The sequence below is a fragment of the Bradyrhizobium erythrophlei genome (genome assembly GCF_042430365.1).
Classification (GTDB): Bacteria; Pseudomonadota; Alphaproteobacteria; order Rhizobiales; family Xanthobacteraceae; genus Bradyrhizobium; species Bradyrhizobium erythrophlei.
Genome location: NZ_JBHMET010000144.1, coordinates 1 through 24,782 on the forward strand (window position 1 = coordinate 1; position 24,782 = coordinate 24,782).

Consider the following 24,782-nt stretch of genomic DNA (forward strand, 5'->3'; position numbering starts at 1 on the left):
TAATTGAAAGCTTGACCGGCCGCTTACATTTTCCTCACCGGCAGCTTATTCTTGCGATGTGCAGCGATGCCAAAGCGCTACCCGGTTATCGGGGGCTCTCACGCAGGGGGATTCGCATCTTGCGCTATCTCTTCGAGGAGTACGTGTTCGACGCCGACCGGCGCGAGCTGCATCGCGGGGCGGACGTCGTTTCCGTCGCACCGCAGGTGTTCGATTTGCTTGACTACCTGATCCGCAACCGGGAACGCGTCGTCAGTAAAGACGACCTCATCAATGCCGTTTGGAATGGGCGCAGCGTTTCGGATGCAGCACTGACGACCCGGCTGAATGTGGCCCGAAGCGCAATCGGCGATTCCGGGGAGGAGCAGCGCCTGATCAAGACGTTGCCGCGCAAGGGTTTCCGTTTCGTCGGACAGGTGCGGGAGGCGCGCGACGCTACGAGCCCCAATCCCGGCGATGCGCCCGAGAGCGTTCTTGCGGTTCCCGACAAGCCCTCCCTCGCCGTGCTGCCGTTCGAGAACCTGAGCGGCGACCCCGAACAGGAATACTTCGCGGACGGAATGGTTGAGGAGATCACCACGGCGCTGTCGCGGTTCAAATGGTTGTTCGTCATCGCCCGCAATTCGAGCTTCACCTTCAAAGGCAAAGCCATCGATATCAAAGAGGTCGGACGCAGGCTTGGCGTGCGCTATGTCCTCGAGGGGTCTGTGCGCAAGGCGTCGGGAAAAGTTCGCATCGCAGGGCAGTTGATTGATGCGGCCACGGGCGCGCACCTTTGGGCGGACAGGTTCGAGCGCGACCTGACCGACATTTTCGCTCTTCAGGACGAAGTGACGGCCGCCGTTGTCTCGGCAATTCAGCCAAAAATGCTGCAAACAGAAATGGCAATGGCGGCACGCAGGCGACCGGAGAACCTCACCGCCTATGACTTTTATCTCCGAGCCATGCAGCAGTTCTACCTAATGACCCGCGAAGGTTTGGCCGAGGCGATAAGGCTGGCGCACCGCGCTTTGGAGCTGGACCCTCGGTTCGGCCCTGTCGCGGCTTGGGCAGGCGTCGGTCACATGCAAAACGTCGTTTGGGGCTATGCGGTCGATCCTCAATTCGAGCGCAAGGAAGCAGTTCGGCTTGCTCGGTTGGCTTTAAGCATCGACGATAGTGATCCGGAGATATTATCAATCGCTGCCGTAACCTCGGCGTTCATGGTTGGCGATAGTGAAAGCGAGATCGAAATGGCGGACCGGGCGGTCGCGCTCAACCCAAATGCAATTCGGGCATGGAGCTGCAGAGGCGAGGTCTATAGAGTTGCGGGGCTGCCGGAGGAAGCGGTTCGGAGCTTTGAACGTGCCCTGCGCCTGAGCCCGGTCGACCCGCGGCTACACCTGACGTTTGCTGGGATGGGGATGGCCTTTGTTGAGCTTCGTCGCTTTGACGCGGCCATTCTCGCAGGGAAGAAAGCCCTGCGTCAGAACCCCTCTTATGTGGCGGCTTACCGCTGTCTCGCGTCCGCCTTCGCCCATCTCGGACGTGACGCGGAGGCCCGTGAGGCGGCGGCGCGTGTGCTTGAGTTCGATCCCTCCTTTACAATATCCGTGTGGATCGATCGGGGCGGGCAATCGAACTCGAAGCTCTTGATTGAGGGCCTTCGGAAAGCAGGGCTGCCGGAATAGAGCCGCGCTCGCTTGTGCAGACGAGGTGAACGAGCGCGAGACGCAATGTCTGCAATTGGACCCGTCTCCGACCTCCGGCGATGTCGGCTTTCCCGCCAGTAATGTCGGGACGCCAAACTTGACACTGCTCCGCGGCTTCCCGGCTTGTGAGTATGCCCTGGTTCCGGAGAGCGGTGTCAGGCTTGGAGTGCCCGCGCGGCGCCGCGCTTCGGGGCGGCAGCCCTCTTGCCGGCAGCCCTGACGAGGGAATGGCCGTTCAGTTGCTTGCCATTCAGCCTGCCGTTCGCCTTGGCGCCGTTTGGCTTCGCCTTTGCAGTGACCTTTTCTTTGGCCTTCTCCTTGGCGAGCTTTTCAGCCTTCCGCTGTGCTTTCCGCTCGGCCTTTTCCTTCAGCCGCAGCCGCTCCGCCCTTGCCTCAGCGCGCTTCTTCTTGCGCTTCTTCTCGCAGGCGTCGCATTTGCAGCCGATCGGCTTCAGATAGGCTTTGAAATAGTCGGTGCCGTAATCGTAGTTGATCTCTTCGCCCGGCTCGATGTTCTTGATGGCGCGGATGAACACCTTGCGCTTGCGTGGGCGGACGTCGGATTCCGCGTTCGGCTTGCAGGCGTGGTTGATGTAGCGGGCGATGTTCTCGCGGACCGAGCCGTCGATGGTCCAGCGGTTGTTGAGCTCGAACAAATACTTGTTCTCGATCTCGTCCTCTTCCTTTTTCTTGCAGTCCAGGATCGGTCCGAAATAACGGATGATCTTGCTGCCTTTCTTGATCGGCTTGGTGGCGAAGAGGCCAAGTCCGGTGCGGGAACGGCCGACGCGGTAGGGTTTGTTCGGTGATATCGTGGGCATGACGATCGAGGCTACGGCACGCAGGTGCAAACGACGGGAAGTTGCGAAGCCGCCCTTCTAGGACGATTCCGCGCGCCTGTCAGGTATTTCCCGCATGTCGTGTGAACCTTCCCCAGATTGTACACGTCACAGACGAATGGGTCCGGATCGCAGGGTTTTCCCGATGAATTACGTCACATTTGCAACAGCCGCGATGGCCCTGATCAGCATGAATCTTGATCAGGCCGGCGCCCAAACAATCGGCAGCGGCTATACCTCGTCGGCACCGAAGGATTGCCGCATGATCGGCAAGCCCGGCGAAGACGGCGGCACCACCCGGGTATGCCGGGGCAAGGCGGGGCTCGTGGTGTTGGTCAGCGAGGGCGATCTGCGCGAAGTGGTGTCGGTCGGCCGTAACCGGCAGGCGGCGGCGAAGGAACCCGCTGCTCAAGCCTGGTTCGGCCCGTTCAATTCGGCTGCGCATACGGTCGAATGGCGCGCCAAGGGCGACCAGCCGTTCGCAATCATTCAGCGCTGGCTGATCGCCGACAACGGCGAGCAGGACAAGGACGGCCGTCCCACGACCAAGGCAATGCTCGCGGTGACGCGGCTGCCGCCCGGCGCGGTGTGCCACGTCGCCTATGTCGATGTCGCGGCGAATCCCAACGCGAATGAGCTGGCGCGGCAGGCAGCCGACGAATTCGCCCGCGACTTCAAGTGCGGCACGGACGAGGTCAAGACCATCGGCCAAAGCGGCCGGACCACCGCACTGACCAGGCGGTGACTATGACGGCGGCGGCTTGCTGATCGCGCCGCCCTTCAGCATCGCCTCGAACAGCATGTCGGCGTTGCTGCCTGGCGGCATTCGGCTCAGCACGTCGGTCAGCCGTCCGTCGAGCAGCAGCATGGTGAAGCCGTGGACCAGCGACCACGCACGCACGATCGCCGCGGCCTGCTCGAGCGACAGCGCCTTTTCCTGGATCTGCTCGTGACGGGTGGCGCCGATCGAGCCGGCGAGCCCGGCGAAGGAGGCGTTCGCCGCCTCGTGCAGCGAGGGCCTCGACATATCGAGCCGCTCGGTGCGGAACATCAGCCCGTACATGCCGGGATGCGCCTGCGCATAGGCGATGTAGGCCTTGGCGCGCGCGAGCCCCTTCTCCAGCGGTGTCGAGCCGGTCGCGCCGGCCGCGATCATCGCGTCGTTGAACTGGCGGAAGCCGATCGCGGCGAGCTCGCTGACGAGCCCGGTGAGATCGCCGAAATGATGCGTTGGTGCTGCGTGCGACACGCCGGCCTCGCGCGCCACCGCGCGCAGCGTCAGCCCGGCAAGGCCATCGCGCTCGAGCACCTGCTCGGCGGCTTTCAGCAGCGCCTCATGCAGGTCGCCGTGATGATAGGGCGCGTCGCCTGCCCGGCCGCGCCGTGATGCGGGACGAACGGCCGCGGGCCGCGGGATGCGGCGGGTCCGCACCGGTTGAGCGCGGCCCGCCTTGTTTTCCTTGGACAATCTAGCCATGCGTCACCTTATATGACGCAATTTTTACAGTGTAAAGATTTTGCTTGACGCTACCTATCGCCCCTTCTAGCTTTATCTTTCCGATGTAAAGATCAGAACAGAGGAAGCGCGACATGCTCGACCAGGTGACGACCAACGCCGCCAGAACCAATCTGGCGCCGATCCCCTTTGAAGCCGACGCACCGTTCCTGAAGATCACAGGAGAGTTGCCGGGCGAGCTCAACGGCACGCTCTACCGCAACGGCCCCAACCCGCAATTCGATGCGCCGGGCGCGCACTGGTTCGTCGGCGACGGCATGCTGCACGCCTTCCACCTCGAGAACGGCCGCGCCAGCTACCGCAACCGCTGGGTCCGCACCCCGAAATGGCAGGCCGAGCACGACGCCGGCCGCGCGCTGTACGGCGGCTTCGGCCGCAAGCTGCCGGACGCGCCGGCGTCGACGCCTGCGGATGGCGGCGTCGCCAACACCAACATCATCTTCCATGCCGGCCGCCTGCTCGCGCTCGAGGAAGGCCATCTGCCGACCGAGATCGAGCCCGGCACGCTCAACCGTCTTGGCTATTGCGACTACAAGGGCACGATCTCCGGCCCGTTCACCGCGCATCCGAAGATCGATCCCGCAACCGGCGAGCTCGTCTTCTTCGGCTACAACGCGGCCGGGCCATTGACGCCGGCGCTGTCCTACGGCGCGGTCAATTCATCGGGCGTGGTGACGCGGTTCGAGCGGTTCGAGGCGCCCTATGCCAGCATGGTGCACGACTTCATCGTCACCGAAAACCATGTGCTGTTCCCGATCCTGCCGATCACCGGCAGCATGGAGCGCGCGATGCGCGGACAGGCGCCCTACGCCTGGGAGCCGGACAAAGGCGCCTATGTCGGCGTGATGAAGCGCAGCGGCTCGTCGAAGGACATCACTTGGTTCCGTGCCGAGAGCTGCTACGTCTTCCACGTCATGAATGCCTGGGAAGAGGGAAATCGCATCATCGCCGACGTGATGCAGTTCGAGGAAGCGCCGCTGTTCAACCATCCCGACGGCTCGCCGACCGATCCGAAGAAGAACCGCGCGCGCTATTGCCGCTGGACCTTCGACCTTGCCGGCAACACCGATCGCTTCTCGCAGGTTTATCTCGACGACCTCACCGGCGAATTCCCCCGCGTCGACGATCGCCGCGCCGGCGTGACCAGCAATCACGGCTGGTACGCCTGCGCCAATCCTGATCTGCCGATGTTCGGCGCGCTGTCGGGCATCGTGCATGTCGACGGCCGTGGCAAGCGGCTCGGCCATTATCTGCTGCCCGCCGGCGACACGATCTCCGAACCCGTGTTCGTCGAACGCGGCGCGGATGCTGCCGAGGGCGACGGCTGGCTGCTCGCGGTGGTCTGGCGTGCACGCGAGAACCGCAGCGACCTCGCCGTCTTCAACGCGACCGATGTCGAGGCCGGCCCTACCGCGCTGGTCCATCTCGGCCACCGCGTGCCGGATGGATTCCACGGCAATTGGGTGGGCGCGGAGTAACATCCGCCTCCCCGTCATTCCGGGCCCATCGCATGTGCGGCTCGCGCGGCACGTTCGGTGTGGCCCGGTGTGGTCAGTCGCTCCACAAACTCTTCATGACCGGCCTTGTGCCCGCCTTCGCTGAAGCTTCGGCGAGGCTGACAACAGAGCACGGCGAAGCCTTGGCGTAGCCGGCTGCCGGGCATCCACGTCCTGGCCTTCGCGTGAAAAGACGTGGATGGCCGGGACATCTAGCGCGAAGACGCGCTTCGCGCTTTTGCCCGGCCATGACGACTCGGAGATGTCAGCGCCGAAGCCACACGGGTCGCGCGCGACCAGCCTGCTTCCAACTCCATGAAATCTCTTATATTTCTTCAATCTCTTCACGATTTTGACACTGTCAAGATTTCGCTTGACGATGCATCGCCGCACCCCTAGGGTATCTTTACGGTGTAAAGATTGGCCCTTAAGAGGCTTCCGATGACGATCTTCCTGATCCTCGCCCCTACGGCGCCTTCGCCATGCTGATGCTGGTGACCTCGGCCACCGTGAGCCTGTTCTGCGCCGCGCTGATCTGCCTCGCCGTGATCGCACTCGATATCGCGCGCGGCCGCACCATCAAGATCCTCGGCGTCGGCTCGGTGATCGTGTTCACCCTGATCGGCGGCTACCTCAGCTTCGTCGACGCGACGCTGAGCAGCACGGCCGTGAGATTCTCGGTCGATGCCGGCATCTTCCTGGTGTCGCTGCTGTCGATCGTGTTCCGCCACCCCTTCGCGCGCCAATACGCGATGGAAGTGGTCGACGCCGATACTGCGCGTCTGCCCAGCTTCGAGCGCGTCAACTATCTGATCACCTGGGCGTGGACCGCGGCCGCGCTGTTGATGATGATCGGCAACATCGCGCTGCTCTATGTGCCGAGCCTGCCGCTGTGGTCGGGCCTGCTGGTTGCCTTCGCCGCCCGCAACAGCGCGGTCTATTTCACCAAATGGTATCCGCAGTATCGCAAGGCCAAGTACGGCACGCCGCCGGCCAACGCACTGCCGTCGCACTAAACACCCCTGCAAAAGGCACAGGAAACGCCACGATGAAGGACGTCTTTCGCCGGCTCGCCTCCGATTTCCTCTCCACCATCGTCTTCCTGGTGATCTATCTTGCGACCGACAACGTATTGCTCGCCACCGGCGTCGCAATCGCGGGCGCGATAGCCCAGGTGGTCTACGCGCGCGTCAAGGGGCAGTCGCTCGGCTACATGACCTGGGCGAGCCTGGCGCTTGTCATCGTGCTGGGCGGTGCGACGCTGTTGACCAATGATCCGCGCTTCGTGTTGGCGAAACCCGCGATCGGTCACATCGCGATCGGCATGATCATGCTCAAGCGCGGCTGGCTGTTGCGCTACCTGCCGCCGATCGTGACCGAGACGATCCCGGAATATGCGACCTTCGCCGGCTATGCGTGGGCGGCGCTGATGTTCGTGCTCGCCGCCGGCACCATCGCGGTCGCCTCGACCGGCGACATGAAGCTGTGGGCCTTCTACGTCTCGGTGGTGCTGGTCGGCGCCAAGATCGCCGCCTTCGCGATCCAGTACGTCGCCTTCCGCCTGCTGATCGGAAGCCGCCTGCGCGCGGCCGCCCGCGCCTGATCGCCGCAGCCGCAAACTAGGCGCAGGCGGCAAGATGGGTTATACCGCCGCGCACGCTTTACCTTGGGAGGACATTTATGGCGGTGGACGGAAACTGGAATCTCACCATGACGACGCCGATGGGCGAGCGCAAGGCGACGCTGTCGCTGACGAGCGCGGGCGGCACGCTCAGCGGCACGCAGGGCGCCGAAGGCAATTCGACCGAGATCTTCGACGGCACCGTGAACGGCGACGCCGTGGCCTGGAAGGTTTCCATCACCAACCCGATGCCGCTGACGCTCGACTTCTCGGGCAAGGTGGCCGGCGACAGCATCTCCGGCGAAATGGGCATCGGCCCGATGGGCAGCTTCCCCTTCACCGGCACGCGGGCGTAACGCGCCCCACGCGAACGCAATGCGCATCCTCACGTCCATCGCCGTCATGGCATTGCTCGCCACGGCGGCGATGGCGGAGCCGGCGAGCGAGGCCGAAGCGGCGTGGCGCGCGAGCGCGGTTGCGCTGGTGCCGGCTCTGCCGACCGCCTCCACCGCCTCTTCACCCGGCGCGCGTCAGTTCGGACGGCTCGGCACGATGGCGATCGGATTGAAGGTGTAGACCGGCTCGCCATGCTGGTTGAAGGCAGTCCATTTGACGCGGGCGACACCCTGCGGCTTCGACCGCGATGGTATCAGCTCCATCACCTCCCCTTCGAGATGAAGCGTATCGCCGGGCCGCACCGGTTTCAGCCAGCGCAGATCGTCGACGCCGGCGCCGAGCAACGGATGTGGCCCGAACGGCCGACACTCCGTCGCAAGCCGCATGGCGATCGCCGCCGTCTGCCAACCGGACGCAGCGAGCCCCTTGAAGACGGACGACTTGGCGGCCTCCTCGTCAAGATGAAACGGTTGCGGATCGTATTCGGCGGCGAAGCGGATAATGTCTTCTTTCGACACCGTCGCCTTCCCGCTCGCGAAGCGCATGCCGATCTTCAGGTCATCGAACCACTCAACCATGGTGTTCACACCTCCAGTTGCGCTCGCGCATGGCCCAAGGAGCGGGGGTCAGAACCAGATTTGCATTGGCAGACGGTGCTCGTCAAACGGCGGCGGCCCCTCCGGAACGCTTCCGGCGGGGCTGCGTGCAGCAATTGCAACAGCACAGGCGTCGAGCACATCGTCGCGCTTGGCGCCGGTGCCGATGCGCAGCTTCGTGAGCCAGCGATCGATCTCGCGAAAGCCCGCGCGTTTGAGTAGTTTGCGGCGGAGAGCATCGCCCTCCTCCGATTTCTTGCGCGGCAGCGGGGTGCCGTCATTCATCCGCAGGAACACCAGTTCGGGATGCACCTCGCGGATGTCGTGCGCGCCGTTCGCGCGGACGAACGCGTCGACCTCCATGATCTTCTTGCCGAGATGCCAGAGCTGGCGTGAGACGCGGCTCTCGCCGCGACGCCGTGCTGCCTCGTTCGCTTGGCCGGGATCGCGAAACTCCTCCCACAACCAGCGCCGCGCGCCGGTGAAGACGCGCGAGGTGTGCGGACGCAGGCGTTCGCGTGCGAGACGATCACACACGCGTTCGCCATCGTCAGTCATCCCGATCGGAATATCGATCCCCGCCCTGTCGAACGGACGTGACAGCGCGTCTGCGATTTCGCGATGGAATGAGATGTCTTGCCGGTCGCCGTCGATGACGACGGCGACCCACCCTTTGGAAAATCCGTCGAGGCCGAGCGCCCTCAACCCAGGTTCAATTCCCTAAAGAAGTCGTTGCCCTTGTCATCGATGATGATGAAGGCCGGGAAGTCGACGACCTCGATGCGCCAGATCGCTTCCATGCCGAGCTCGGGATACTCGACCACTTCGACCTTCTTGATGCAGTGCTCGGCGAGGTTCGCCGCCGCGCCGCCGATCGAGCCGAGATAGAAGCCGCCGTGCTTCTTGCAGGCCTCGCGCACCGCGACCGCGCGGTTGCCCTTGGCGACCATCACCATCGAGCCGCCGGCGGCCTGGAACTGGTCGACGAAGGAATCCATGCGTCCCGCCGTGGTCGGGCCGAACGCGCCGGAGGCATAGCCGTCGGGCGTCTTGGCGGGACCAGCGTAATACACCGGATGATTCTTGAAGTAATCCGGCAGCGGCTCGCCCTTCTCCAGCCGCTCGCGCAGCTTGGCGTGCGCGGAGTCGCGCGCGACGATCATGGTGCCGGTCATCGAGACACGGGTCTTGATCGGATATTGCGACAGCGTCGCCAGAATCTCCTTCATCGGCTTGTTGAGGTCGATCTTGACCACCTCGCCGCCGAGCGACTGCTCCACCGCCGGCAGATACTGCGCCGGATTATGCTCGAGCTCCTCGAGATAGACACCATCCTTTGTAATCTTGCCGAGCACCTGGCGATCCGCCGAGCATGAGACACCCAAGCCGATCGGCAGCGAGGCGCCGTGACGCGGCATGCGGATCACGCGCACGTCGTGGCAGAAATATTTGCCGCCGAACTGCGCGCCGACGCCCAGGCTTTGCGTCATCTTGAGGATTTCCTGCTCCATCTCGAGGTCGCGGAACGCGTTGCCGTCGGCCGAGCCGTGGGTCGGCAGCGCGTCGAGATAGCGCGCCGAGGCAAGCTTCACCGTCTTCATGCAGAGCTCGGCCGAAGTGCCGCCGATCACGATCGCAAGATGGTAGGGCGGGCACGCCGCGGTGCCGAGCGTCAGCACCTTCTCCTTCAGGAAGGCGAGCAGACGGTCCTTGGTCAGCACCGACGGTGTGGCCTGGAACAGGAAGCTCTTGTTGGCCGAGCCGCCGCCCTTGGCCATGAACATGAACTTGTAGGCGTCGTCACCCTCGGCGTAGATCTCGCACTGCGCCGGCATGTTGTTGGCGGTGTTCTTCTCCTCATACATCGACAGCGGCGCCACCTGCGAATAGCGCAAATTGCGGCGCAGATAGGCGTCGCGCGCGCCTTCCGACAGCGCGGCCTCGTCGTCGCCATCGGTGATCACGTTGCAGCCCTTCTTGCCCATGATGATCGCAGTGCCGGTGTCCTGGCACATCGGCAGCACGCCGCCGGCTGCGATATTTGCGTTCTTCAGGAAGTCGAAGGCGACGAACTTGTCGTTGTCGCTGGCCTCCTTGTCCTCGAGGATCGAGCGGAGCTGCTTCAGGTGGCCCGGCCGCAGATAGTGGTTGATCTCGCCGAAGGCCGCTTCCGACAGCGCCCGCAACGCCTCGCGCGACACCACGAGCATGTCCTTGCCGAGCACCTTCTCGACCCGCACGCCCTCGCTCGTCACCTTCTTGTAGGGGGTGGTATCCGCGCCAAGCGGGAACAGGGGGGTGTGCTTGTAGGGCGGAACCGGCTTCTGCTGGTCGGGAAAGGCGGTGGGGGCGTTCATGGGCTGCTCGTTTGGGCTGCTCGTCGGGTTCGAAAGGCCGGAACGGGCCGCTGAAGGGCCGGCCGGTGATGTAGAGCCGTTCTAAGCATTTTTGGGACAAAAGGAAGGGAAGCCGGCACCGCCCTGCCATGCACGCCTCAGCAATCCATGTGGGATTTCCCACAGATATGTAATCTGTAGTTGTGATATCGATGAGCCTATCGCTCCAAGGCCAACCAAGGGAGGCAATCATGAAGAGAGGGCTTTTCGTCTCGTTCGCGGCGCTGGCGTTGCTGATCTCGGTCCCGTCTGGCGCCAACGCGGTCGGCATTGGCCAGCAGTGCGGCGGCATTATCCCGATCCAGTGCGACGCCGGCCTGTTCTGCCAGTTCAAGCCCGGAACGTGCGGCCGCTTCGACATGACGGGCACCTGCACGCGCATGCCGAAGATCTGCAACAAGATCTTCCGCCCCGTCTGCGGCTGCGACGGCAAGACCTATGGCAATGATTGCGAGCGCCAGGCGGCCGGCGTCTCCAAGGCGCATGACGGCAAGTGCAAAGCCGCTTATTAGGCGCTTGACTGCGCGGCCGATTTGGCGCGGCGGCCGGCCTTCCGTGACCACGTCACGTGGTCGCGGCACGTATTGACGCGGTCCGCGGGAGCCTGCATGAACCTTCGCGCATTTGATGCCGCGGGGGGTATTCATGACACGACGATTGCGCCGACGCTTGCCGTTCAGCTTTTGCTCCAGCTTGTCGGCGGCAGTGCTGGCGCTGCTCGCAGCCTTCGCGGCAGCGCCCGCTTATGCCGATCCCTGCGAGGACATCGCCAGGCAGCTCGCGGGCCAGATCGACGGGCTGAAGGTCAATTTCAGCGCCGCCAACATCACCTATCTCACCCATCCGGCGGCCAAGGAGCTGTCGCTCGGCTGCCGCGGCAAGGACTATTCGACCGAGCTCTATGCCAAGACCGACCGCAGGATGAAGCCGGAGTTCTTCAACCTCGTCGGTTCGGCCACGGCGCTGATCTTCACGTTGCCGAAGGACGACACCATGACCGGCACGTCGCGCTGCCTGAAGCGCATGGGGCTGTTGCGGGGCGACAAGGTCAGCATGCGCTACAAGCGGCTCAACATGGAGTGCACGCGCACCAAGACCGAAGCGTCGATCACGGTCCGGCGCGGCAAGAACGAGTGATCAGCCTTCTGCGGTGACCCGCGCGATGCCGTCGAGCACCTTGCCCCAACCTGGGCTCATCACGTCGAAGGCGAACTGGTTGCCGGGGAAGACGAAGCCGTCGTGCACCATGCGCAGATGCGTGCCGCCCTCGACCGGCGTCAGCGTCCAGGTCACGGTGGTGTCGAGCTTCGAGCCATAGTCGGGATTGGTGTCGGCGCCGCCCTTCCAGGAATAGCGCAACAGTTTTGGCGGATCGCAGTCCAGCACCTCGCAATGCACGACGCCGTCCCAATCGCCCATCGGCGTGGTGCGGAAGTTGAATTTCCGCCCCGTGGCCGCGACGAAATCGTTCGGCATCAGCCATTTCGCGATCGCTTCGCTCGTCGTCAACGTCCGCCAGATCTTGTCGGCCGCATAAGGCAGCACCTTCTCGACCGTGATCGCACGCGTCACACTCATCACTCACTCTCCTTCAACAGTCTTTCCAGGTTCTCGAACCGCTCCTGCCAGAACGTCTGGTAGTGGCCGAGCCAGTCGATCAGCGGACTGAGCCCCTTCGGCACCACGCGATAGTGGATATGGCGGCCGTCGCGGCGCTCGCTGACGAGGCCGGCATCGCGCAGCGCGCGCAGATGCTGCGACACCGCCGGTTGCGAGACCTTCGATCCCCGCACCAGCCCGGTCGCCGCGATCTCCCCTTCCCGCGCAATGCGCTCGAACATCGCCCGCCGCGTCGGATCGGCGAGGGTCTTCATCACGCTGGTGAGCTGCATGGCCGGGGTCATGACCAACATATAAGTCACTGCTTATATGATTGTCAACGCCGGAATGCCCGCTTCGATGCTCCGAAAGTTGATGACTGCCGTCGCAAGTTTGCCGGAAAGCGCGCGCGATCATCCCCGCCCTTGGAATCGGTTGGAGCCGCTCATGATCGGCAAGCTCCTCTTGCAGAACTCGCTCTTCACCCTCGCCATGGCCGCGCTTCTGTTCGGCGCCGCCGGCACGCTCAACTGGCCCGGCGCGTGGACCTTCTTCGTCACCTCGGCCGTGATCGGCCCGGCCTGCGGCCTGTGGCTTGCCAAGGTCGATCCGGGACTGCTCGCCGAACGGATGCGGCTGACCGCGCGCGAGGAGCAGCCCGCGGAGGACAAGCGCTTCATGCTGGCGTTCGTGGTCATCGCCTTCCTCTGGTTCGTCGCGATGGGGCTCGACCGCCGGTTCGGCGGCGCCGATGCCGGCGTGCCGCTGATCGTGCTCGGCATCGCGATGTACCTGGTCTCGACCGCGCTGATCATGTGGGTGTTTCGCGAGAACTCGTTCGCGGCCCCGGTCGTGAAGGTGCAGGCCGAGCGCGATCATCACGTGATCTCGACCGGCCCCTACGCGCTGGTCCGCCATCCGATGTATGCGAGCGTCATGCTGTTCTTCGCCGGCGTGCCGCTGCTGCTCGGCTCCTGGTGGGGATTAGCCTTCCTGCCGCTGTTCTTCCTGTTGTTCGCCATCCGCACCCGCATCGAGGAACGCACGCTGACGGCGGGGTTGCCCGGCTATGCTGACTACGCCGCGCGGGTGCGCTATCGTCTCGTTCCCGGGCTCTGGTGAGAAACGATATGGCTGACAGCAAGGTCTATACCGGCGGCTGCCATTGCGGCCAGGTGCGCTTCGAATGCACCACCGACATGGCTGTTGTGACCGCCTGCAACTGTTCGATCTGCACCAAGAAGGGGCTGCACTTCGCCTTCCTGCCGCCGGCGAGCTTTCAGCTCCGCGCCGGCGCGGAGAATCTCAAGGAATATCTCTTCAATCAGCACGCGATCCGCCACCAGTTCTGCATTGATTGCGGCGTCGAGGTGTTCGCCCGCGGCAAGAAGCCTGACGGCACCGACATGGTGGCGCTCAATGTGAGCTGCATCGACGGCATCGAGCTGTCGAAGATCGCGATGACGCCGTTGGATGGGCGGAGCCGGTAGACCCGTCCTCCCATCACTTCGTCATGCCCGGGCCTAGCCGTCTGAAGGACGGCGCCGCAATTTCGTGGTGACGGCGAGCGGCGTGCCGGCGGCTGAAGCTTCTTCGCACTCCCGGTTGTCCTAAACTAACCCGCTTGAAGTTCAATCGCACCTTTCGAAACGCTGCCACGTTGGTAAACCGTCACAAATCTGTCATGAGCCATACAGCACGAACCGCAAGACAACATCCATCGCCGGGAGGAACAGTTGATCGAAGATGCCTACCTGAAGATTGGGCTAAGTCTTCTGGGAGCGCTCTGTGCGGGTGGGATGATCGGGTTGGAGCGCAGCCGCCGAGGCCGGCAGGCCGGCTTTCGCGAACATGCGTTGGTCTGCCTCGCCACCTGCCAACTCATGCTGATCAGCATTTTCGATTGGAAGGACGGGATACCGGTGGCCCAGGCCTTCGACGCGTCGGCTGGCCGCATCATTCAGGGCGTGATGAGCGGCATTGGCTTCCTCGGCGCAGGCGGCATTATCAAGGAAGGTTTCTCAGTGCGCGGCGTGACGACGGCCGCTTCGATCTGGACGACCGCGTCGATCGGTGTCCTGATCGGCATCGGCTTCTACTTCCCGGCAATGGTCACAACGCTCTTGACCCTGACGACGCTGACCCTGCTGCGCCAATGGGAAGAGCGGCTGCATCGGCGAATCGAACTTAGGTTGCATCTGCGCCAATGCCGAGACGGCGCGCTGCACGAACCGGCAATTCTCGCAATAGTCAAAGCGCACGGGTTTGCGGCCTCTACGGTCAGCGCCTACGGCGCCGGCGAAGGCCGCTTCCTCGACCACGACGCGATCCTGAGCACTGCTGACGAGACCTCCAGTCACCGGCTGATTGAAACCTTGACCAATGACACCCGTTTCGTCGAGTTCGGCCTCGCGCCGCTCGAATAGGTCATCAGCAGACAAGTTTTCCATACAATTGAAGGGCGGAAAGTACATGAGAAGGTTGAATGGCGGGATATCAAACCGCTTGGTTGGCGCTGCGTTCGTTCTGGGCTTTGGCGCAGTCATTGGCTGCGGATCGCCGGCCAACGCGCAGCAGGCGCCGGCCGGCAAGCCCGCTTCCGAGGGTCAGTTCCAGCCCAAGCCCGCGGCTATCGCCGGCTTCATCCCGCGTGACAAACTGATCGACAGCCTCGCGTTGGTGCCGCCGCCGCCAGCGCCTGGATCCCCAGCGCAGGCCGTTGATGATGAAGCGCGCAAGGCGGCGATTCCGTTACGCGAATCGGCACGCTGGAAGCTTGCCGCACGCGACGCCGACTACAAGTCGCCGCATGTCGTCGACGCATTTGCCTGTACGATCGGCGTCACGATTTCGCCGGAGGCAACGCCGCACTTGTACACACTGCTGCGCCGCACCCTGATCGATACCGGCCTCTCCACCTACAAAGCCAAGATTCATTACAATCGAACGCGGCCTTTCGTGGCGGCGAATGACAATACCATCTGCTCGCCCGAGGAGGCCGATTTCCTCCGCAAGGATGGTTCTTATCCGTCGGGACATTCCGCGTTTGGTTGGGGCTGGGCGTTGATCCTGGCGGAGATGATCCCGGACAAGGCCGACGCCATCATCCAGCGTGGATATGATTTCGGACAGAGTCGCGTGCAATGCGGCGTCCATTGGCAAAGCGACGTGAATGCGGGCCGTGTGGTCGCCTCGGCGGCGGTTGCCCAGCTTCACTCCTATCCCGAGTTCATCGCAGAATTCCGCGCGGCGCAGCAAGAAGTCGAAGCCGCGCGCGCCGCCAACAAATCCGGCCCGGATTGCACGCTGGAGAAGCAGGCGACCACCAAGTGAATGGGTCAAGTTGCTGCTTCCCAAGGAGGCCGGTTGCGCACCGGCCTCGAAGAAAGCCGCGAGGCGAGCTTCAAATCTCCACACTCAGCGGGTGTCGGTCTCGGTCAAAACCTTCCCGACCATGACGACCGAGAGAGCCGACGAGACAATTCAAATATCCAGCGCCTTGTAGCGCCGGAAAATCCCCTCCTCGTTGAACGGGATCCGCCGCGGGCTCGCCAGATAGGCTCTGATGTTCGGTCGCTCCGCGACGCGATCGTGCAGCGCGACGAGACGCGGCACCTTCTTCTCGAAGACCTGCATGCGCTTCGGGAAGGCGTAGCGCAGCCCCTCCACGATCTGGAACAGCGAGAGATCGACATAGGTCGCGCGACGGCCGGTGACGAAGGCGCCGCCATTGGCCTTCACCAGATCCTCGAAATAGCCGAGGTAGTTCGGCACGCGCGATTTCCAGAACTCCGCCGTGCGCCGCTTCGCCGGCGCCTTCTGCTCTTCGTAATAGAGCGAGGGACCGAGCGGATGATGGGTGTCGTGGATCTCCAGCACGAAGTCCGCGATGGTAAGTTGCAGCTGGTGCACCCACAGCCTGCCCGCTTCCGCCTTCGGCGCAAGTCCGTGGCGCGCGCCGAGATAGAGCAGGATGTTGGCGGTCTGCCCGATCACGAGCTTGCCGGCCTTCAGGAACGGCGGCGCAAACGGCGGCGTGCCCTTCTGCGCGTCCATCAACTTCATCATCGCGCCGGTGCCGCCCTTGCCGCGCGCGACGTCGGTGTAGGCGGCGCCCGCATCCTCGAGCGCGAGCCGGACATATTCGCCGCGGCCCTGGATAGAGGGCCAATAGTAAAGCTGATAATGCATGAACGATCCTTGGGCTTGTGCGGCTTGGACGGCAGAGATCGCCCCGCAATTTGCGGGGCGATCTCGCAGGCGTCAACGCACCAATGGAGGATCAGTTCGCCGCGAAGCAGTACAACAGGCCGTCGCCACCGGTGCTCTTCAGGTCGGCCTGCGAGCAGCCGCCGTCGGGGCCGCGGGAGGGATGCGACGTGTTCCAGGATTTTGACGGCTCGTCGTCGCGCAAGCCCTTGCGGTCGAAATGCCCGACCATGGCGGCGCCTTGCGTCGAGCTTGTCCAGTTCTTGCAAGTGCGGTCCTCACCGGCAGGAAACGCGGTGCCGTCCGGCTGCGATCCTGTCAGCACGTCATGGCGGTTCGGCTTGTCACCGGCGCCATTGATGACTTCGCCTTTCTCGGAGAGCGCGGTCTCCTTGGTCAGGTTGTTGCCGGCACTGTGGAGGTCGGCGACGTCCTTGGCGACCACGACGCCTTTGACATTCTTCCACGGCCCCTTGCCTATGCGGTCACGCGCATTCACCGCGGGCTGGCCGTCGGCGGCCTGCGTGGAAAGATAGGCGTGCCACGTCTTCGGCGCCCCGAAGCCCGCGGCCTGCGCCAGCGTCTGGCAGTGATTGTCGGCGCCGGCGAGCCCGCCGAGATTGCCGCCATTGCCGACGCCGTTGCTGGTCAGGAAGAAGCTGGTGTCGGCGGTCTGGGCCCGCGCCGGCGGCGCGGCACAAACGGCGAGCGCAAGACAGGCGGGAACGGCAATCCGAGCAACGACGTTCATTTCATCCTCCCGATGGTTGTTGTGGGTCGCTGACATCAACCCGCAGCAGCGCTGGATATTCCGATGCTGCGACAGGCTCACGAAGCGTACAAACAAAGGCGCCGCGGATGTGAGCCGCGGCGCCTTGCATTGTCATTATCGGAAATCGATCAGTTGGTCTGCTGGATCGCGGAGAGTTCCCAGTTGCCGCCGCGCTGGCGCACGAAGGTCCAGACCTCGGTGACCTCGACCGGCTGCTCGCTGCCGGCAACCAAGCGGCCGGTGGTGCGTTCCAGCGTCTTGTCGACCAGCGAGAAGCGCATCGCCACGGTGGCATATTCGCTTTCGCCTTCGCGCCAGGCTTCGGCGAGGTCGCCCTGCAGCAGCTTCACGTTCGAGACCTTGTTGACGTCGTTGCGCGCCTTGTTCTGCTCGAGGTCCTTCGAGAAGTACGACACCATTTCCGGCGTCGCGAGCGTATGCAGCTTGGCAATGTCCTCGTTCGACCAGGCGGTCTGGATCTCGCCGAGCAGGCGCTCGAACGCCTCATAGTCGGCAGGCGCGATCTCGACCGGCGCGTTGGACGAACCAAGGCCAAAGCCGAAGCCTGAGCGGTAGTTCGGCTGCGGACCGCCGGGGCCGGTGGTCGGGCCACTGGCATAGGCCGCCGCCGGCGTGCCGCGGCGCTGCCACCACGACATCGCAAGCCGCACCACCAGCACGATCAGGCCGATCTGCAGCAGGAGGCCGAGGATCGACGACAGGCCGCCGAGGCCGGAGAACATGCCGCCGCCAAACAGCATGCCAAGCAGGCCGGCGCCGAGGAAGCCGGCGGCGAGGCCGCCGAGCAGGCCGCGGCCGGTTCCGCCGCGGCCGAACAGGCCGCCGGAGGTCGCGGCCGGCGCGCCCATGTTGGGGCTGCCAGGCTGGCTGAAGGTACGGTTCATCGGCGCGACGGTTCCCGGCGCCGTGCTGGTCGAAGGTGGCGCGGAGAAGGTGCGCGAGCCGCGCGACCCCGAGCCTGAGCCACCGCCGACCCGGGCGTCCGCCGCCGAAATGGTCATGACCACGGGCAGTGCCAGCGCCATCGCCACGGCGATTGCCCGAACAATTCCACGCGTGCGTTGCGAGAAATTCATCTTGGTTTCCTCGAGAAGTCCCCGGCATGGGGAAGCGCCCCTAAGATGGGCAGGGTTGCACAAAAGGGAAGCGGTAAAAGGGAACCGTGGCTGCGGCCCTCGGTCGCGGAGACGTCACGATATGGTCCTTGTGGAGGGGAACACGCGACCTATTGCGCCGTCATGGTTTCCTTCACCGCCGCGACCAGCTGGGTCAGCGTGAAGGGCTTCGGCAGGAACGCGAATTGCTGGTTCTCGGGCAAGCTCTTCTCGAAGGCGTCTTCGGCATAGCCCGAGACGAAGATGATCTTCAGGTCCGGATTGCGGCTGCGCATTTCCTTGAGCAGCGTCGGACCGTCCATCTCCGGCATCACGACGTCGGAGACCACGAGATCGACGGCGCCGTTGTTCTCGTCGAACGCCTCCATCGCCTCGACGCCGTTGGCCGCCTCGATCACGCTGTAGCCGCGCGAGCGCAGGCCGCGCGCATTCAGCGAGCGCAGGCCGTCTTCGTCCTCCACCAGCAGGATGGTGCCCTGCCCGGTGAGGTCCGGTTTCGGCTTCGGCGCCTCGGCGGCAGGCGCGTCCTTCGCCGCGCCGTTGGTCGCCTGAGTGTCTGATGCTGTGACCTCCTGCTCGACCCGATGCCGCGGCAGGAAGATGCGGAACGTGGTGCCCTCGCCCGGCTTAGAGTCGACATAGACGAAGCCGCCGGTCTGCTTGACGATGCCATAGACCGTCGACAGGCCGAGACCGGTACCCTTGCCGACCTCCTTGGTCGAGAAGAACGGCTCGAAGATCTTGTCGATGATCTCGTGCGGAATGCCGGTGCCGGTGTCCGAAATCTCGATCTTGACGTAGTCCGCCGCCGGCATGCCCTTGTTGGCGAGCTGCGCGGCCTCTTCCGTCGACACGTTCGCGGTGCGGATGATCAGCTTGCCGCCGTCCGGCATCGCGTCGCGCGCGTTCACCGCGAGGTTGACGACCACCTGCTCGAACTGGGAGACGTCGACCTTCACGGGCCAGAGGTCGCGGCCGTGCACAAGGTCGAGCTTGACCTTCTCGCCGATCAGCCGGCGCAGCAGCATGGTGAGATCGGAAAGCGCGTCGCCGAGGTCGAGCACCTGCGGCCGCAGCGTCTGGCGGCGCGAGAACGCGAGCAGCTGCCGCACCAGCGTCGCCGCGCGGGTCGCGTTCTGCTTGATCTGCATGATGTCCTGGAACGACGGGTCGGTCGGCTTGTGCGCGTTCAGCAGGAAGTCGTTCGCCATCATGATGGCCGACAGCACGTTGTTGAAGTCGTGCGCGATGCCGCCGGCGAGCTGGCCGACCATCTCCATCTTCTGCGACTGGTTGATCTGGTTTTCCAGCGTGCGCCGCTCGGTGGTCTCGAGCATGTAGACGATCGCGGTCTCGGCGTCGCGCTCGTCTTTTTCCACTGTTGTGACGAAGAACTGGGCGAAGCGCTCCTTCGGCCCGTCGAGCATCACCTCGACCGGCGGGATGTCGCCCTGCCCTTCGGCGGCCTGGTTGATCGCCGCGATCAGAAGGCCGCGGTCGCGCGGATTGACGGCGCGGAAGATCGACTGGGCCGCGCTGCCCTCGCCGTTCAGGCTTTGCGCGAGCTTGGCGTAGCGCGCATTGGCGCCGACCACGTTGCCGCCCCGGTCCACCGTCGCGATCGCCATCGGCGTGTGGTCGAAGAAGCGCATGAAGCGCACTTCGGCGGCCCTTTCGGGATCGGAATGCTCGTCGCGCGCGCGGCTGATCACGAGCGTGCGCGAGGCGCCGGCGGTGCCGTCGGCGCCGAAGGCGAGCTTGTGATAGAGCCGCACCGGCACCGTCTTGCCGCCGCGCATGCGCAGGTCGATGTCGAAGACCTCGGTCTTCACTTCGCCCGGCACCGGCACGATCGAGGTCAGGAGCGCCGCGCCGTCGCCTGACACGATATCGGTCAGCTTCAACCCGCCCGACCCGATCTCGGCGAGGTCGTAATCGAGCCAGTTCGCCAGCGTCGCGTTGACATAGGCGATCTCGCCGGCCGGATTGACCGAGAAGAAGCCGCATGGCGCGTGGTCGAGATATTCGATCGCGTGCCGCAACTCCTGGAACACGTCCTCCTGGCGCTCGCGGTCGCGGGTGATGTCGGCGATCGACCACACCGCGTATTTCGCGTCGCGCTTGGCCTGGCCGAGCGGGCGCACCCGGAGCCGCAGCCAGCGACCCTGCCCGCCGTCATGGCCGGCGACGCGGACCTCCTCCTGCTGCCGCTTACCCTCGCGTGCCGCCTTCAGGAGGCGGAACACCGCCTCGGAAACATCGGGGTTGCCGATGAAAACGCGTTCAACGGGCCGGACGTCCTGCGGACCGGCCGCGCCGGTCAGCGTGAGATAGGCGGCGTTGGAATAGACCACGTGACCGCGCGGATCGGTGACCGCGAGCCCGTCATAGGCGTGGTCGGCGATGCGCCCCATCACGGGATCGTCGATGGAGCGATCGGAAAAGCGGATAATGCCGGCGGCGAAGGCGAACAGGTTGAACAGCCCGATCGTGGCAAGCAGCGCCAGCACGCCGAGGATATAGGGCTGCGCCTGGGTCCGGCCGATGGTCATCAGCCAGACCGCCACCGCGACGATGCCGGCCGCGATCAGGAGCACCAGCACGATGCTGCCGCCCCGTCGCACCGGGCCGTGGGCCACGAACGGCTCGGTCGCGGAAGGATCGTTGGTTTCGGCGGTCATCTGGAGGGACATGGCTCGTCGGCATCGCGGGCGCGTCCGGTCGGGCCGCCCGCCCCTGAGTGCCTGAATCGGACCCGAAAACGCAAGTCCATCAGGGCGCTATTTCGCAGGTTACGCGCATTTCAGGCGGATATCTGCCCGGTTTCTCACGGCCTCAGCCCGCTCAAGCCCCGCTTCAGCCGCATCACGTAGCCGATGATTTCGGCAACCGCGTGATAGTGCTCGACCGGGATCTCCCGGTCGACCTCGACGGTGGCATAGAGCGCGCGGGCCAGGGGCACGTTTTCCACGATCGGAATGTCGTGCTCCTTTGCGATCTCCCTGATCTTGAAGGCGATATTGTCGACGCCCTTGGCCACGCAGACCGGCGCAGCCATGCTGCGGTCGTAGGCCAGCGCCACCGAGAAGTGGGTCGGGTTGGTGATGATCACCGAGGCTTTGGGAACCTGGGCCATCATGCGTTTCTTCGCGCGCTGGACCCGCAACTGCTTGATCCTGCCCTTGATGTGCGGGTCGCCCTCCGACTGCTTGAACTCCTCCTTCATCTCCTGCAGCGACATCTTCTGCCGCTCGTACCATTGCCGGTACTGGAAGAAGTAGTCGCCGATCGCGACCGCCGCGAGCATCGCCACCACGGCGCCCATCAGATGCAGCGTCAGGCTGGTGGTCGCGGGCAGCAGTTCGGCGGGGTCGAGGTGCAGGAAGGCCTCCAGGCGCAGCCGCTCCGGCCACAGCACCGCGACCATGACGGCGCCGAGCGCGATCAGCTTGAACAGGCCCTTCAGGAAATTCGCCGCCGCCTGCTTGCCGAAGATCCGCTTGAAGCCGGCGCCGGGCGACACCTTGTTGAACTTCGGCTTCAGCGACTCGCCAGACCACACCAAACGGTGCTGCACCATGTTGCCGGCGATCGCCGCCAGCGCCAGCATCAGGAACGGCACGCCGATCGCGACGATCACGGCATAGCCGAGCGACTGGGTCAGCGCGAGCAGGCCGGCGCCGTCGGTGCGGATCATCCATGAGTTGGCGACCAGATTGCGCAGCGGCATCAGGATTCCGCCGCCGATCGAGCTCGAGAAGGTCGACAGCACCAGCGTGGAGCCGGCGATCACGAACCAGGTGTTGACCTCCTGGCTCTTGGCGACGTCGCCCTTCGCATGCGCGTCATCGAGACGTTTTTGCGTAGGGTCTTGTGTTTTGTCGTCAGTATCCTCGGCCATCGCTGCTCCCTAGTTCAGCGGAGCAAGCTGGCGCATGACGCCGAGGAAATAGTCGAGGTAAGTGCCCATCATCGCGGCGAGCACGACGGCGAAGATCACAAAACCGGCCATGATCGAGAGCGGGACGCCGACGAAGTAAACCTGCATCTGCGGCATCAGCCGCGCCAGCACGCCGAGCCCGATATTGAACACCAGGCCGAACACCAGGAACGGCGCCGACAGTTGCAGGCCGATCTTGAAGGCGGCGGCGAATGCACGTGTCGCAAGCGCGGCGACATCGCCGGTCGGCATCACCTCGCCCGGCGAGAAGATGCGGTAGCTCTCGCTCAAGGCGCCGATCACCAGATAGTGGCTGTCGGTCGCAAACAGCAGCGTCATGCCGAGGATGGTGAGGAAGTTGCCGATGATCTGGCCCTGCTGGCCCTGGGTCGGATCGATCGCGGTGACGAAGCCGAGCCCGAGTTGCTGGGCGATCACCGAGCCCGCGACCGAGAGCGCCGACAGCGTCACGCGCGCGGTGGCGCCGAGCACGATGCCGATGATGATCTCATGCACCATCAGCACGCCGAGCGAGGTCAGCGATGTCATGTCGACATGGTAGGCGTTGCGATGCAGCGGCAGGATGATCAGCGTCAGGAGCAGCGCGATCGAGAGCTTCACCCGCGCCGGGATGTTGCTCTCGCCGAAACCGGGCAACAGCATCACCATCGCGCCCACGCGCGCGAAGACCAGCACGAAGACGGCGGCGAGCGCCGGCAGCAGGGAGACGTCGATGCGCATGACCGCGCCATTAGAGCATCAACCACCGATGATTCGCGACGAAATCCGCATCATGTGGGCGTAGAGCGAATCCGCCATGAACGGCAGCGCCAATAGCAGCGTGACGAAGATCGCGAGAATCTTCGGCACGAAGATCAGCGTCTGCTCCTGGATCTGCGTCAGCGCCTGGAACAGCGACACCACGACGCCGACCACGAGGCCGACCACCATCAAGGGCGACGACACCACCACGATGGTCCAGATCGCGTCGCGCGCCACGTCGAGGGTTTCAGGGCCGGTCATTTGTCGTTCTCGCTCTTGCAACTTCCACTGTCGTTCCGGGGCGATGCAAAGCATCGAACCCGGAACCTCGAGATCCCCCGATGTGAAATTGCACATCTGTGGTTCGATGCTGCGCATCGCCCCGGGATGACTCCCAAGGGACGTTAAATCGGCATCTTCATGATGTCTTCGTAGGCCTGGATCACGCGGTCGCGGACCGAGACCAGCGTCGACACCGCGACGTCGGTTTCGGCGACTGCCGTCACCACATCCATCACATTCGCTTTGCCCGAGGCCATCACCATGGTCTGCGCGTCGGACTTCTTGCCGGTCTCCATCACGCTGCCGACGGCATCCTTCAGCAGCGCGCTGAACGACGGGCCGGCGACCGCCTGGCTCGCCTTCTCGGCGCCGCCCCGCTCCATCATCCTGGCGAGGCTGGCATAGGCGTTGGCGGCGACTGTCGGTGAGGCCATGGTCTACGATCCCTGTCTTGTTGTGGTGCGTCAGGCCTTGAGGATGTCGAGCGTGCGCTGGATCATCCGCCGCGTGGCGCTGATGATGTTGAGGTTCGCCTCGTAGGAGCGCTGGGCGTCGCGCATGTCGGTCATTTCGACCAGCGCGTTGACATTGGGATATTTGACGTTGCCTGAGACATCCGCCGCCGGATTGCCCGGCTCGTGCTTGATGCGGAACGCCGACTGGTCGGGCCGCACCTTGCCGAGCGTCACCACCTTGGCATCGAGCGTGCGGTCGAGCGCAGAGGAGAAGGTCGGCACCTTGCGGCGATAGGGATCGCCGCCTGCGGTCTGCGCGGTCGAATCGGCGTTGGCGATGTTTTCCGAGATCACCCGCATCCGCCCGGCCTGCGCGCGCAGGCCTGAGGTCGCGATGCTCATCGAGCGGGCGAAGTCGCCGGCCTCGTCTGCCATGACCTAGTCTCCCCTCGCGCCTCAGCGCTTGCCGATCGCGATTTTGAGCATTCCGAGGCTGCGGGTGTAGAGCGACGTCGCCGCCGCATAATCCATCTGATTGGCCGACACCTTCAGCATCTGCTCTTCGAGATTGACGGCGTTGCCCGCGGGGCGGGTCTGGAAGCCGCTCCGGCCGCGGTCATTGTCGAAATTGTCCGGCGCGCCCGGCGCGGCCATGTGGGTCGCGCTGGTCTTCATCAGCGGCAGCGTCCCGACACCGCCGCCGACGGTGGAACCGTTCTGGTCGAACTTCGGTTCGACCAGGTCGCGCGGCCAGAAGTTCGGCGTGTCCGAATTGGAGATGTTCTCGGCGAGCACCCGCTGGCGTTCCTGGTGCCACTGCATCTTGGTGCGCAGCGCCGACAGGATCGGAAGATCGTTCATGGGCATGGGCCGCTGGCTCCGTTAACCTCTGGGGCCTCCCGAGGTAGGCAGAATTTGCCCGGTGTATGGTTAACGGTTGGTTAAAATCCGGAACCGTCCGTGGAGAACGCCACAAACGGCCCCTGAGAAGCGCATTTTCGCCACGATGGCTGCGTTAACCAGCCCCGACCAACCCAGTGTGGGGCACTGAGAAGTCGTTTTGGGACAAGCGATTC

Annotated in this window: 30 protein-coding genes; 13 read left to right on the forward strand and 17 right to left on the reverse strand. The window is 64.3% G+C overall.

The genetic code is table 11. From position 1 onward, the window contains the following. Nucleotides 1-119: 119 nt before the first annotated feature. Entirely contained in the window at nucleotides 120-1,670 is a 1,551-nt protein-coding gene (locus tag ACFFWD_RS21565) for a winged helix-turn-helix domain-containing tetratricopeptide repeat protein (protein ID WP_376968733.1), read from the forward strand. A gap of 176 nt (nucleotides 1,671-1,846) precedes the next feature. On the opposite strand, the gene ACFFWD_RS21570 is transcribed toward ACFFWD_RS21565, so the two are convergent. After that, nucleotides 1,847-2,512 (reverse strand): SET domain-containing protein, encoded by a 666-nt coding sequence (locus tag ACFFWD_RS21570; RefSeq protein ID WP_376968501.1) that lies wholly within the window; start codon nucleotides 2,510-2,512, stop codon nucleotides 1,847-1,849. A gap of 163 nt (nucleotides 2,513-2,675) precedes the next feature. Here ACFFWD_RS21570 and ACFFWD_RS21575 point away from each other — a divergent pair, with 163 nt between their 5' ends. Continuing rightward, entirely contained in the window at nucleotides 2,676-3,275 is a 600-nt protein-coding gene (locus ACFFWD_RS21575; protein WP_376968502.1) for a hypothetical protein, read from the forward strand. Here ACFFWD_RS21575 and ACFFWD_RS21580 read toward each other — a convergent pair whose 3' ends face one another. Beyond that, nucleotides 3,276-4,007 carry a TetR/AcrR family transcriptional regulator gene (locus ACFFWD_RS21580; protein ID WP_376968503.1) on the reverse strand — a complete coding sequence of 244 codons (732 nt, stop codon included), beginning with the start codon at nucleotides 4,005-4,007 and terminating at the stop codon, nucleotides 3,276-3,278. Nucleotides 4,008-4,120: 113 nt separating this feature from the next. Here ACFFWD_RS21580 and ACFFWD_RS21585 point away from each other — a divergent pair, with 113 nt between their 5' ends. The 5 genes from ACFFWD_RS21585 (at nucleotide 4,121) to ACFFWD_RS21605 (ending at nucleotide 7,739) form a co-directional block, all read left to right on the forward strand. Beyond that, a complete protein-coding gene (locus ACFFWD_RS21585; RefSeq protein WP_376968504.1) occupies nucleotides 4,121-5,524 on the forward strand; it encodes a carotenoid oxygenase family protein in 1,404 nt (467 codons plus the stop codon). A 500-nt stretch (nucleotides 5,525-6,024) separates the two neighbouring features. Further along, nucleotides 6,025-6,558 (forward strand): hypothetical protein, encoded by a 534-nt coding sequence (locus ACFFWD_RS21590; RefSeq protein ID WP_376968505.1) that lies wholly within the window; start codon nucleotides 6,025-6,027, stop codon nucleotides 6,556-6,558. 32 nt (nucleotides 6,559-6,590) lie between these two features. Further along, nucleotides 6,591-7,145 carry an inner membrane-spanning protein YciB gene (locus ACFFWD_RS21595; RefSeq protein ID WP_376968506.1) on the forward strand — a complete coding sequence of 185 codons (555 nt, stop codon included), beginning with the start codon at nucleotides 6,591-6,593 and terminating at the stop codon, nucleotides 7,143-7,145. A gap of 77 nt (nucleotides 7,146-7,222) precedes the next feature. Further along, entirely contained in the window at nucleotides 7,223-7,519 is a 297-nt protein-coding gene (locus ACFFWD_RS21600) for a hypothetical protein (protein ID WP_376968507.1), read from the forward strand. Nucleotides 7,520-7,538: 19 nt separating this feature from the next. Further along, the gene (locus tag ACFFWD_RS21605; protein ID WP_376968508.1) at nucleotides 7,539-7,739 is read left to right on the forward strand and encodes a hypothetical protein; all 201 of its coding nucleotides are present in this window, start codon (nucleotides 7,539-7,541) and stop codon (nucleotides 7,737-7,739) included. On the opposite strand, the gene ACFFWD_RS21610 is transcribed toward ACFFWD_RS21605, so the two are convergent. The 3 genes from ACFFWD_RS21610 to ACFFWD_RS21620 are packed head-to-tail and all read right to left on the reverse strand — an operon-like array spanning nucleotide 7,694 to nucleotide 10,512. After that, nucleotides 7,694-8,137: a MaoC family dehydratase gene (locus ACFFWD_RS21610; protein WP_376968509.1), complete on the reverse strand. Its 444-nt coding sequence runs from the start codon at nucleotides 8,135-8,137 to the stop codon at nucleotides 7,694-7,696. The two genes, ACFFWD_RS21605 and ACFFWD_RS21610, sit on opposite strands and share 46 nt — an antisense overlap. Nucleotides 8,138-8,185: 48 nt before the next feature. Then, nucleotides 8,186-8,860 (reverse strand): DUF429 domain-containing protein, encoded by a 675-nt coding sequence (locus tag ACFFWD_RS21615; protein ID WP_376968510.1) that lies wholly within the window; start codon nucleotides 8,858-8,860, stop codon nucleotides 8,186-8,188. Next, nucleotides 8,857-10,512 (reverse strand): fumarate hydratase, encoded by a 1,656-nt coding sequence (locus tag ACFFWD_RS21620; protein ID WP_376968511.1) that lies wholly within the window; start codon nucleotides 10,510-10,512, stop codon nucleotides 8,857-8,859. The genes ACFFWD_RS21615 and ACFFWD_RS21620 overlap by 4 nt, the downstream gene beginning before the upstream one ends. Before the next feature lie 230 nt (nucleotides 10,513-10,742). Here ACFFWD_RS21620 and ACFFWD_RS21625 point away from each other — a divergent pair, with 230 nt between their 5' ends. Together ACFFWD_RS21625 and ACFFWD_RS21630 are read left to right on the forward strand one after the other, a co-directional pair. Then, a complete protein-coding gene (locus ACFFWD_RS21625; RefSeq protein WP_376968512.1) occupies nucleotides 10,743-11,063 on the forward strand; it encodes a Kazal-type serine protease inhibitor family protein in 321 nt (106 codons plus the stop codon). 133 nt (nucleotides 11,064-11,196) lie between these two features. Then, the gene (locus tag ACFFWD_RS21630; protein WP_376968513.1) at nucleotides 11,197-11,688 is read left to right on the forward strand and encodes a hypothetical protein; all 492 of its coding nucleotides are present in this window, start codon (nucleotides 11,197-11,199) and stop codon (nucleotides 11,686-11,688) included. Here the strand turns inward: ACFFWD_RS21630 and ACFFWD_RS21635 are convergent, their stop codons facing one another. Both ACFFWD_RS21635 and ACFFWD_RS21640 read right to left on the reverse strand, forming a co-directional pair. Next, nucleotides 11,689-12,129, reverse strand: coding sequence for an SRPBCC family protein (locus ACFFWD_RS21635; protein ID WP_376968514.1), 441 nt, complete (start codon nucleotides 12,127-12,129; stop codon nucleotides 11,689-11,691). It lies immediately after the preceding gene. Further along, complete coding sequence (locus ACFFWD_RS21640) at nucleotides 12,129-12,455, reverse strand: ArsR/SmtB family transcription factor (protein WP_376968734.1); 327 nt, start codon at nucleotides 12,453-12,455, stop codon at nucleotides 12,129-12,131. The genes ACFFWD_RS21635 and ACFFWD_RS21640 overlap by 1 nt, the downstream gene beginning before the upstream one ends. 142 nt (nucleotides 12,456-12,597) lie before the next feature. Here ACFFWD_RS21640 and ACFFWD_RS21645 point away from each other — a divergent pair, with 142 nt between their 5' ends. From ACFFWD_RS21645 to ACFFWD_RS21660, 4 genes are all read left to right on the forward strand, one after another. Next, nucleotides 12,598-13,272 (forward strand): methyltransferase family protein, encoded by a 675-nt coding sequence (locus tag ACFFWD_RS21645; protein ID WP_376968515.1) that lies wholly within the window; start codon nucleotides 12,598-12,600, stop codon nucleotides 13,270-13,272. An 8-nt stretch (nucleotides 13,273-13,280) separates the two neighbouring features. After that, entirely contained in the window at nucleotides 13,281-13,640 is a 360-nt protein-coding gene (locus ACFFWD_RS21650) for a GFA family protein (protein ID WP_376968516.1), read from the forward strand. 246 nt (nucleotides 13,641-13,886) lie between these two features. Next, nucleotides 13,887-14,576, forward strand: a complete 690-nt coding sequence (locus tag ACFFWD_RS21655) for an MgtC/SapB family protein (protein WP_376968517.1) — start codon at nucleotides 13,887-13,889, stop codon at nucleotides 14,574-14,576. Between the two features lie 253 nt (nucleotides 14,577-14,829). Next, the gene (locus ACFFWD_RS21660; RefSeq protein ID WP_376968735.1) at nucleotides 14,830-15,483 is read left to right on the forward strand and encodes an acid phosphatase; all 654 of its coding nucleotides are present in this window, start codon (nucleotides 14,830-14,832) and stop codon (nucleotides 15,481-15,483) included. Between the two features lie 150 nt (nucleotides 15,484-15,633). Here ACFFWD_RS21660 and ACFFWD_RS21665 read toward each other — a convergent pair whose 3' ends face one another. The 10 genes from ACFFWD_RS21665 to flgB all read right to left on the reverse strand — a co-directional run bounded on the left by ACFFWD_RS21665 (nucleotide 15,634) and on the right by flgB (nucleotide 24,573). Beyond that, nucleotides 15,634-16,341, reverse strand: a complete 708-nt coding sequence (locus ACFFWD_RS21665; RefSeq protein WP_376968518.1) for a glutathione S-transferase — start codon at nucleotides 16,339-16,341, stop codon at nucleotides 15,634-15,636. A gap of 91 nt (nucleotides 16,342-16,432) precedes the next feature. Continuing rightward, on the reverse strand, nucleotides 16,433-17,110 hold the full coding sequence (locus ACFFWD_RS21670; protein ID WP_376968519.1) for a lectin: 678 nt from the start codon (nucleotides 17,108-17,110) through the stop codon (nucleotides 16,433-16,435). Nucleotides 17,111-17,259: 149 nt separating this feature from the next. Then, complete coding sequence (locus ACFFWD_RS21675) at nucleotides 17,260-18,228, reverse strand: Tim44 domain-containing protein (RefSeq protein ID WP_376968520.1); 969 nt, start codon at nucleotides 18,226-18,228, stop codon at nucleotides 17,260-17,262. A gap of 149 nt (nucleotides 18,229-18,377) precedes the next feature. Continuing rightward, complete coding sequence (gene cckA, locus ACFFWD_RS21680) at nucleotides 18,378-20,948, reverse strand: cell cycle histidine kinase CckA (RefSeq protein ID WP_376968736.1); 2,571 nt, start codon at nucleotides 20,946-20,948, stop codon at nucleotides 18,378-18,380. 146 nt (nucleotides 20,949-21,094) lie between these two features. Beyond that, nucleotides 21,095-22,168 carry a flagellar biosynthesis protein FlhB gene (gene flhB, locus ACFFWD_RS21685; RefSeq protein WP_376968521.1) on the reverse strand — a complete coding sequence of 358 codons (1,074 nt, stop codon included), beginning with the start codon at nucleotides 22,166-22,168 and terminating at the stop codon, nucleotides 21,095-21,097. 9 nt (nucleotides 22,169-22,177) lie between these two features. Next, complete coding sequence (gene fliR / locus ACFFWD_RS21690) at nucleotides 22,178-22,948, reverse strand: flagellar biosynthetic protein FliR (protein WP_376968522.1); 771 nt, start codon at nucleotides 22,946-22,948, stop codon at nucleotides 22,178-22,180. 18 nt (nucleotides 22,949-22,966) lie between these two features. Then, on the reverse strand, nucleotides 22,967-23,230 hold the full coding sequence (fliQ, locus tag ACFFWD_RS21695; protein ID WP_376968523.1) for a flagellar biosynthesis protein FliQ: 264 nt from the start codon (nucleotides 23,228-23,230) through the stop codon (nucleotides 22,967-22,969). A gap of 143 nt (nucleotides 23,231-23,373) precedes the next feature. Then, on the reverse strand, nucleotides 23,374-23,685 hold the full coding sequence (fliE, locus tag ACFFWD_RS21700) for a flagellar hook-basal body complex protein FliE (RefSeq protein ID WP_376968524.1): 312 nt from the start codon (nucleotides 23,683-23,685) through the stop codon (nucleotides 23,374-23,376). Between the two features lie 30 nt (nucleotides 23,686-23,715). Then, on the reverse strand, nucleotides 23,716-24,141 hold the full coding sequence (gene flgC / locus ACFFWD_RS21705; RefSeq protein WP_376968525.1) for a flagellar basal body rod protein FlgC: 426 nt from the start codon (nucleotides 24,139-24,141) through the stop codon (nucleotides 23,716-23,718). 21 nt (nucleotides 24,142-24,162) lie between these two features. After that, a complete protein-coding gene (gene flgB / locus ACFFWD_RS21710; RefSeq protein WP_376968526.1) occupies nucleotides 24,163-24,573 on the reverse strand; it encodes a flagellar basal body rod protein FlgB in 411 nt (136 codons plus the stop codon). Nucleotides 24,574-24,782: the final 209 nt, after the last annotated feature.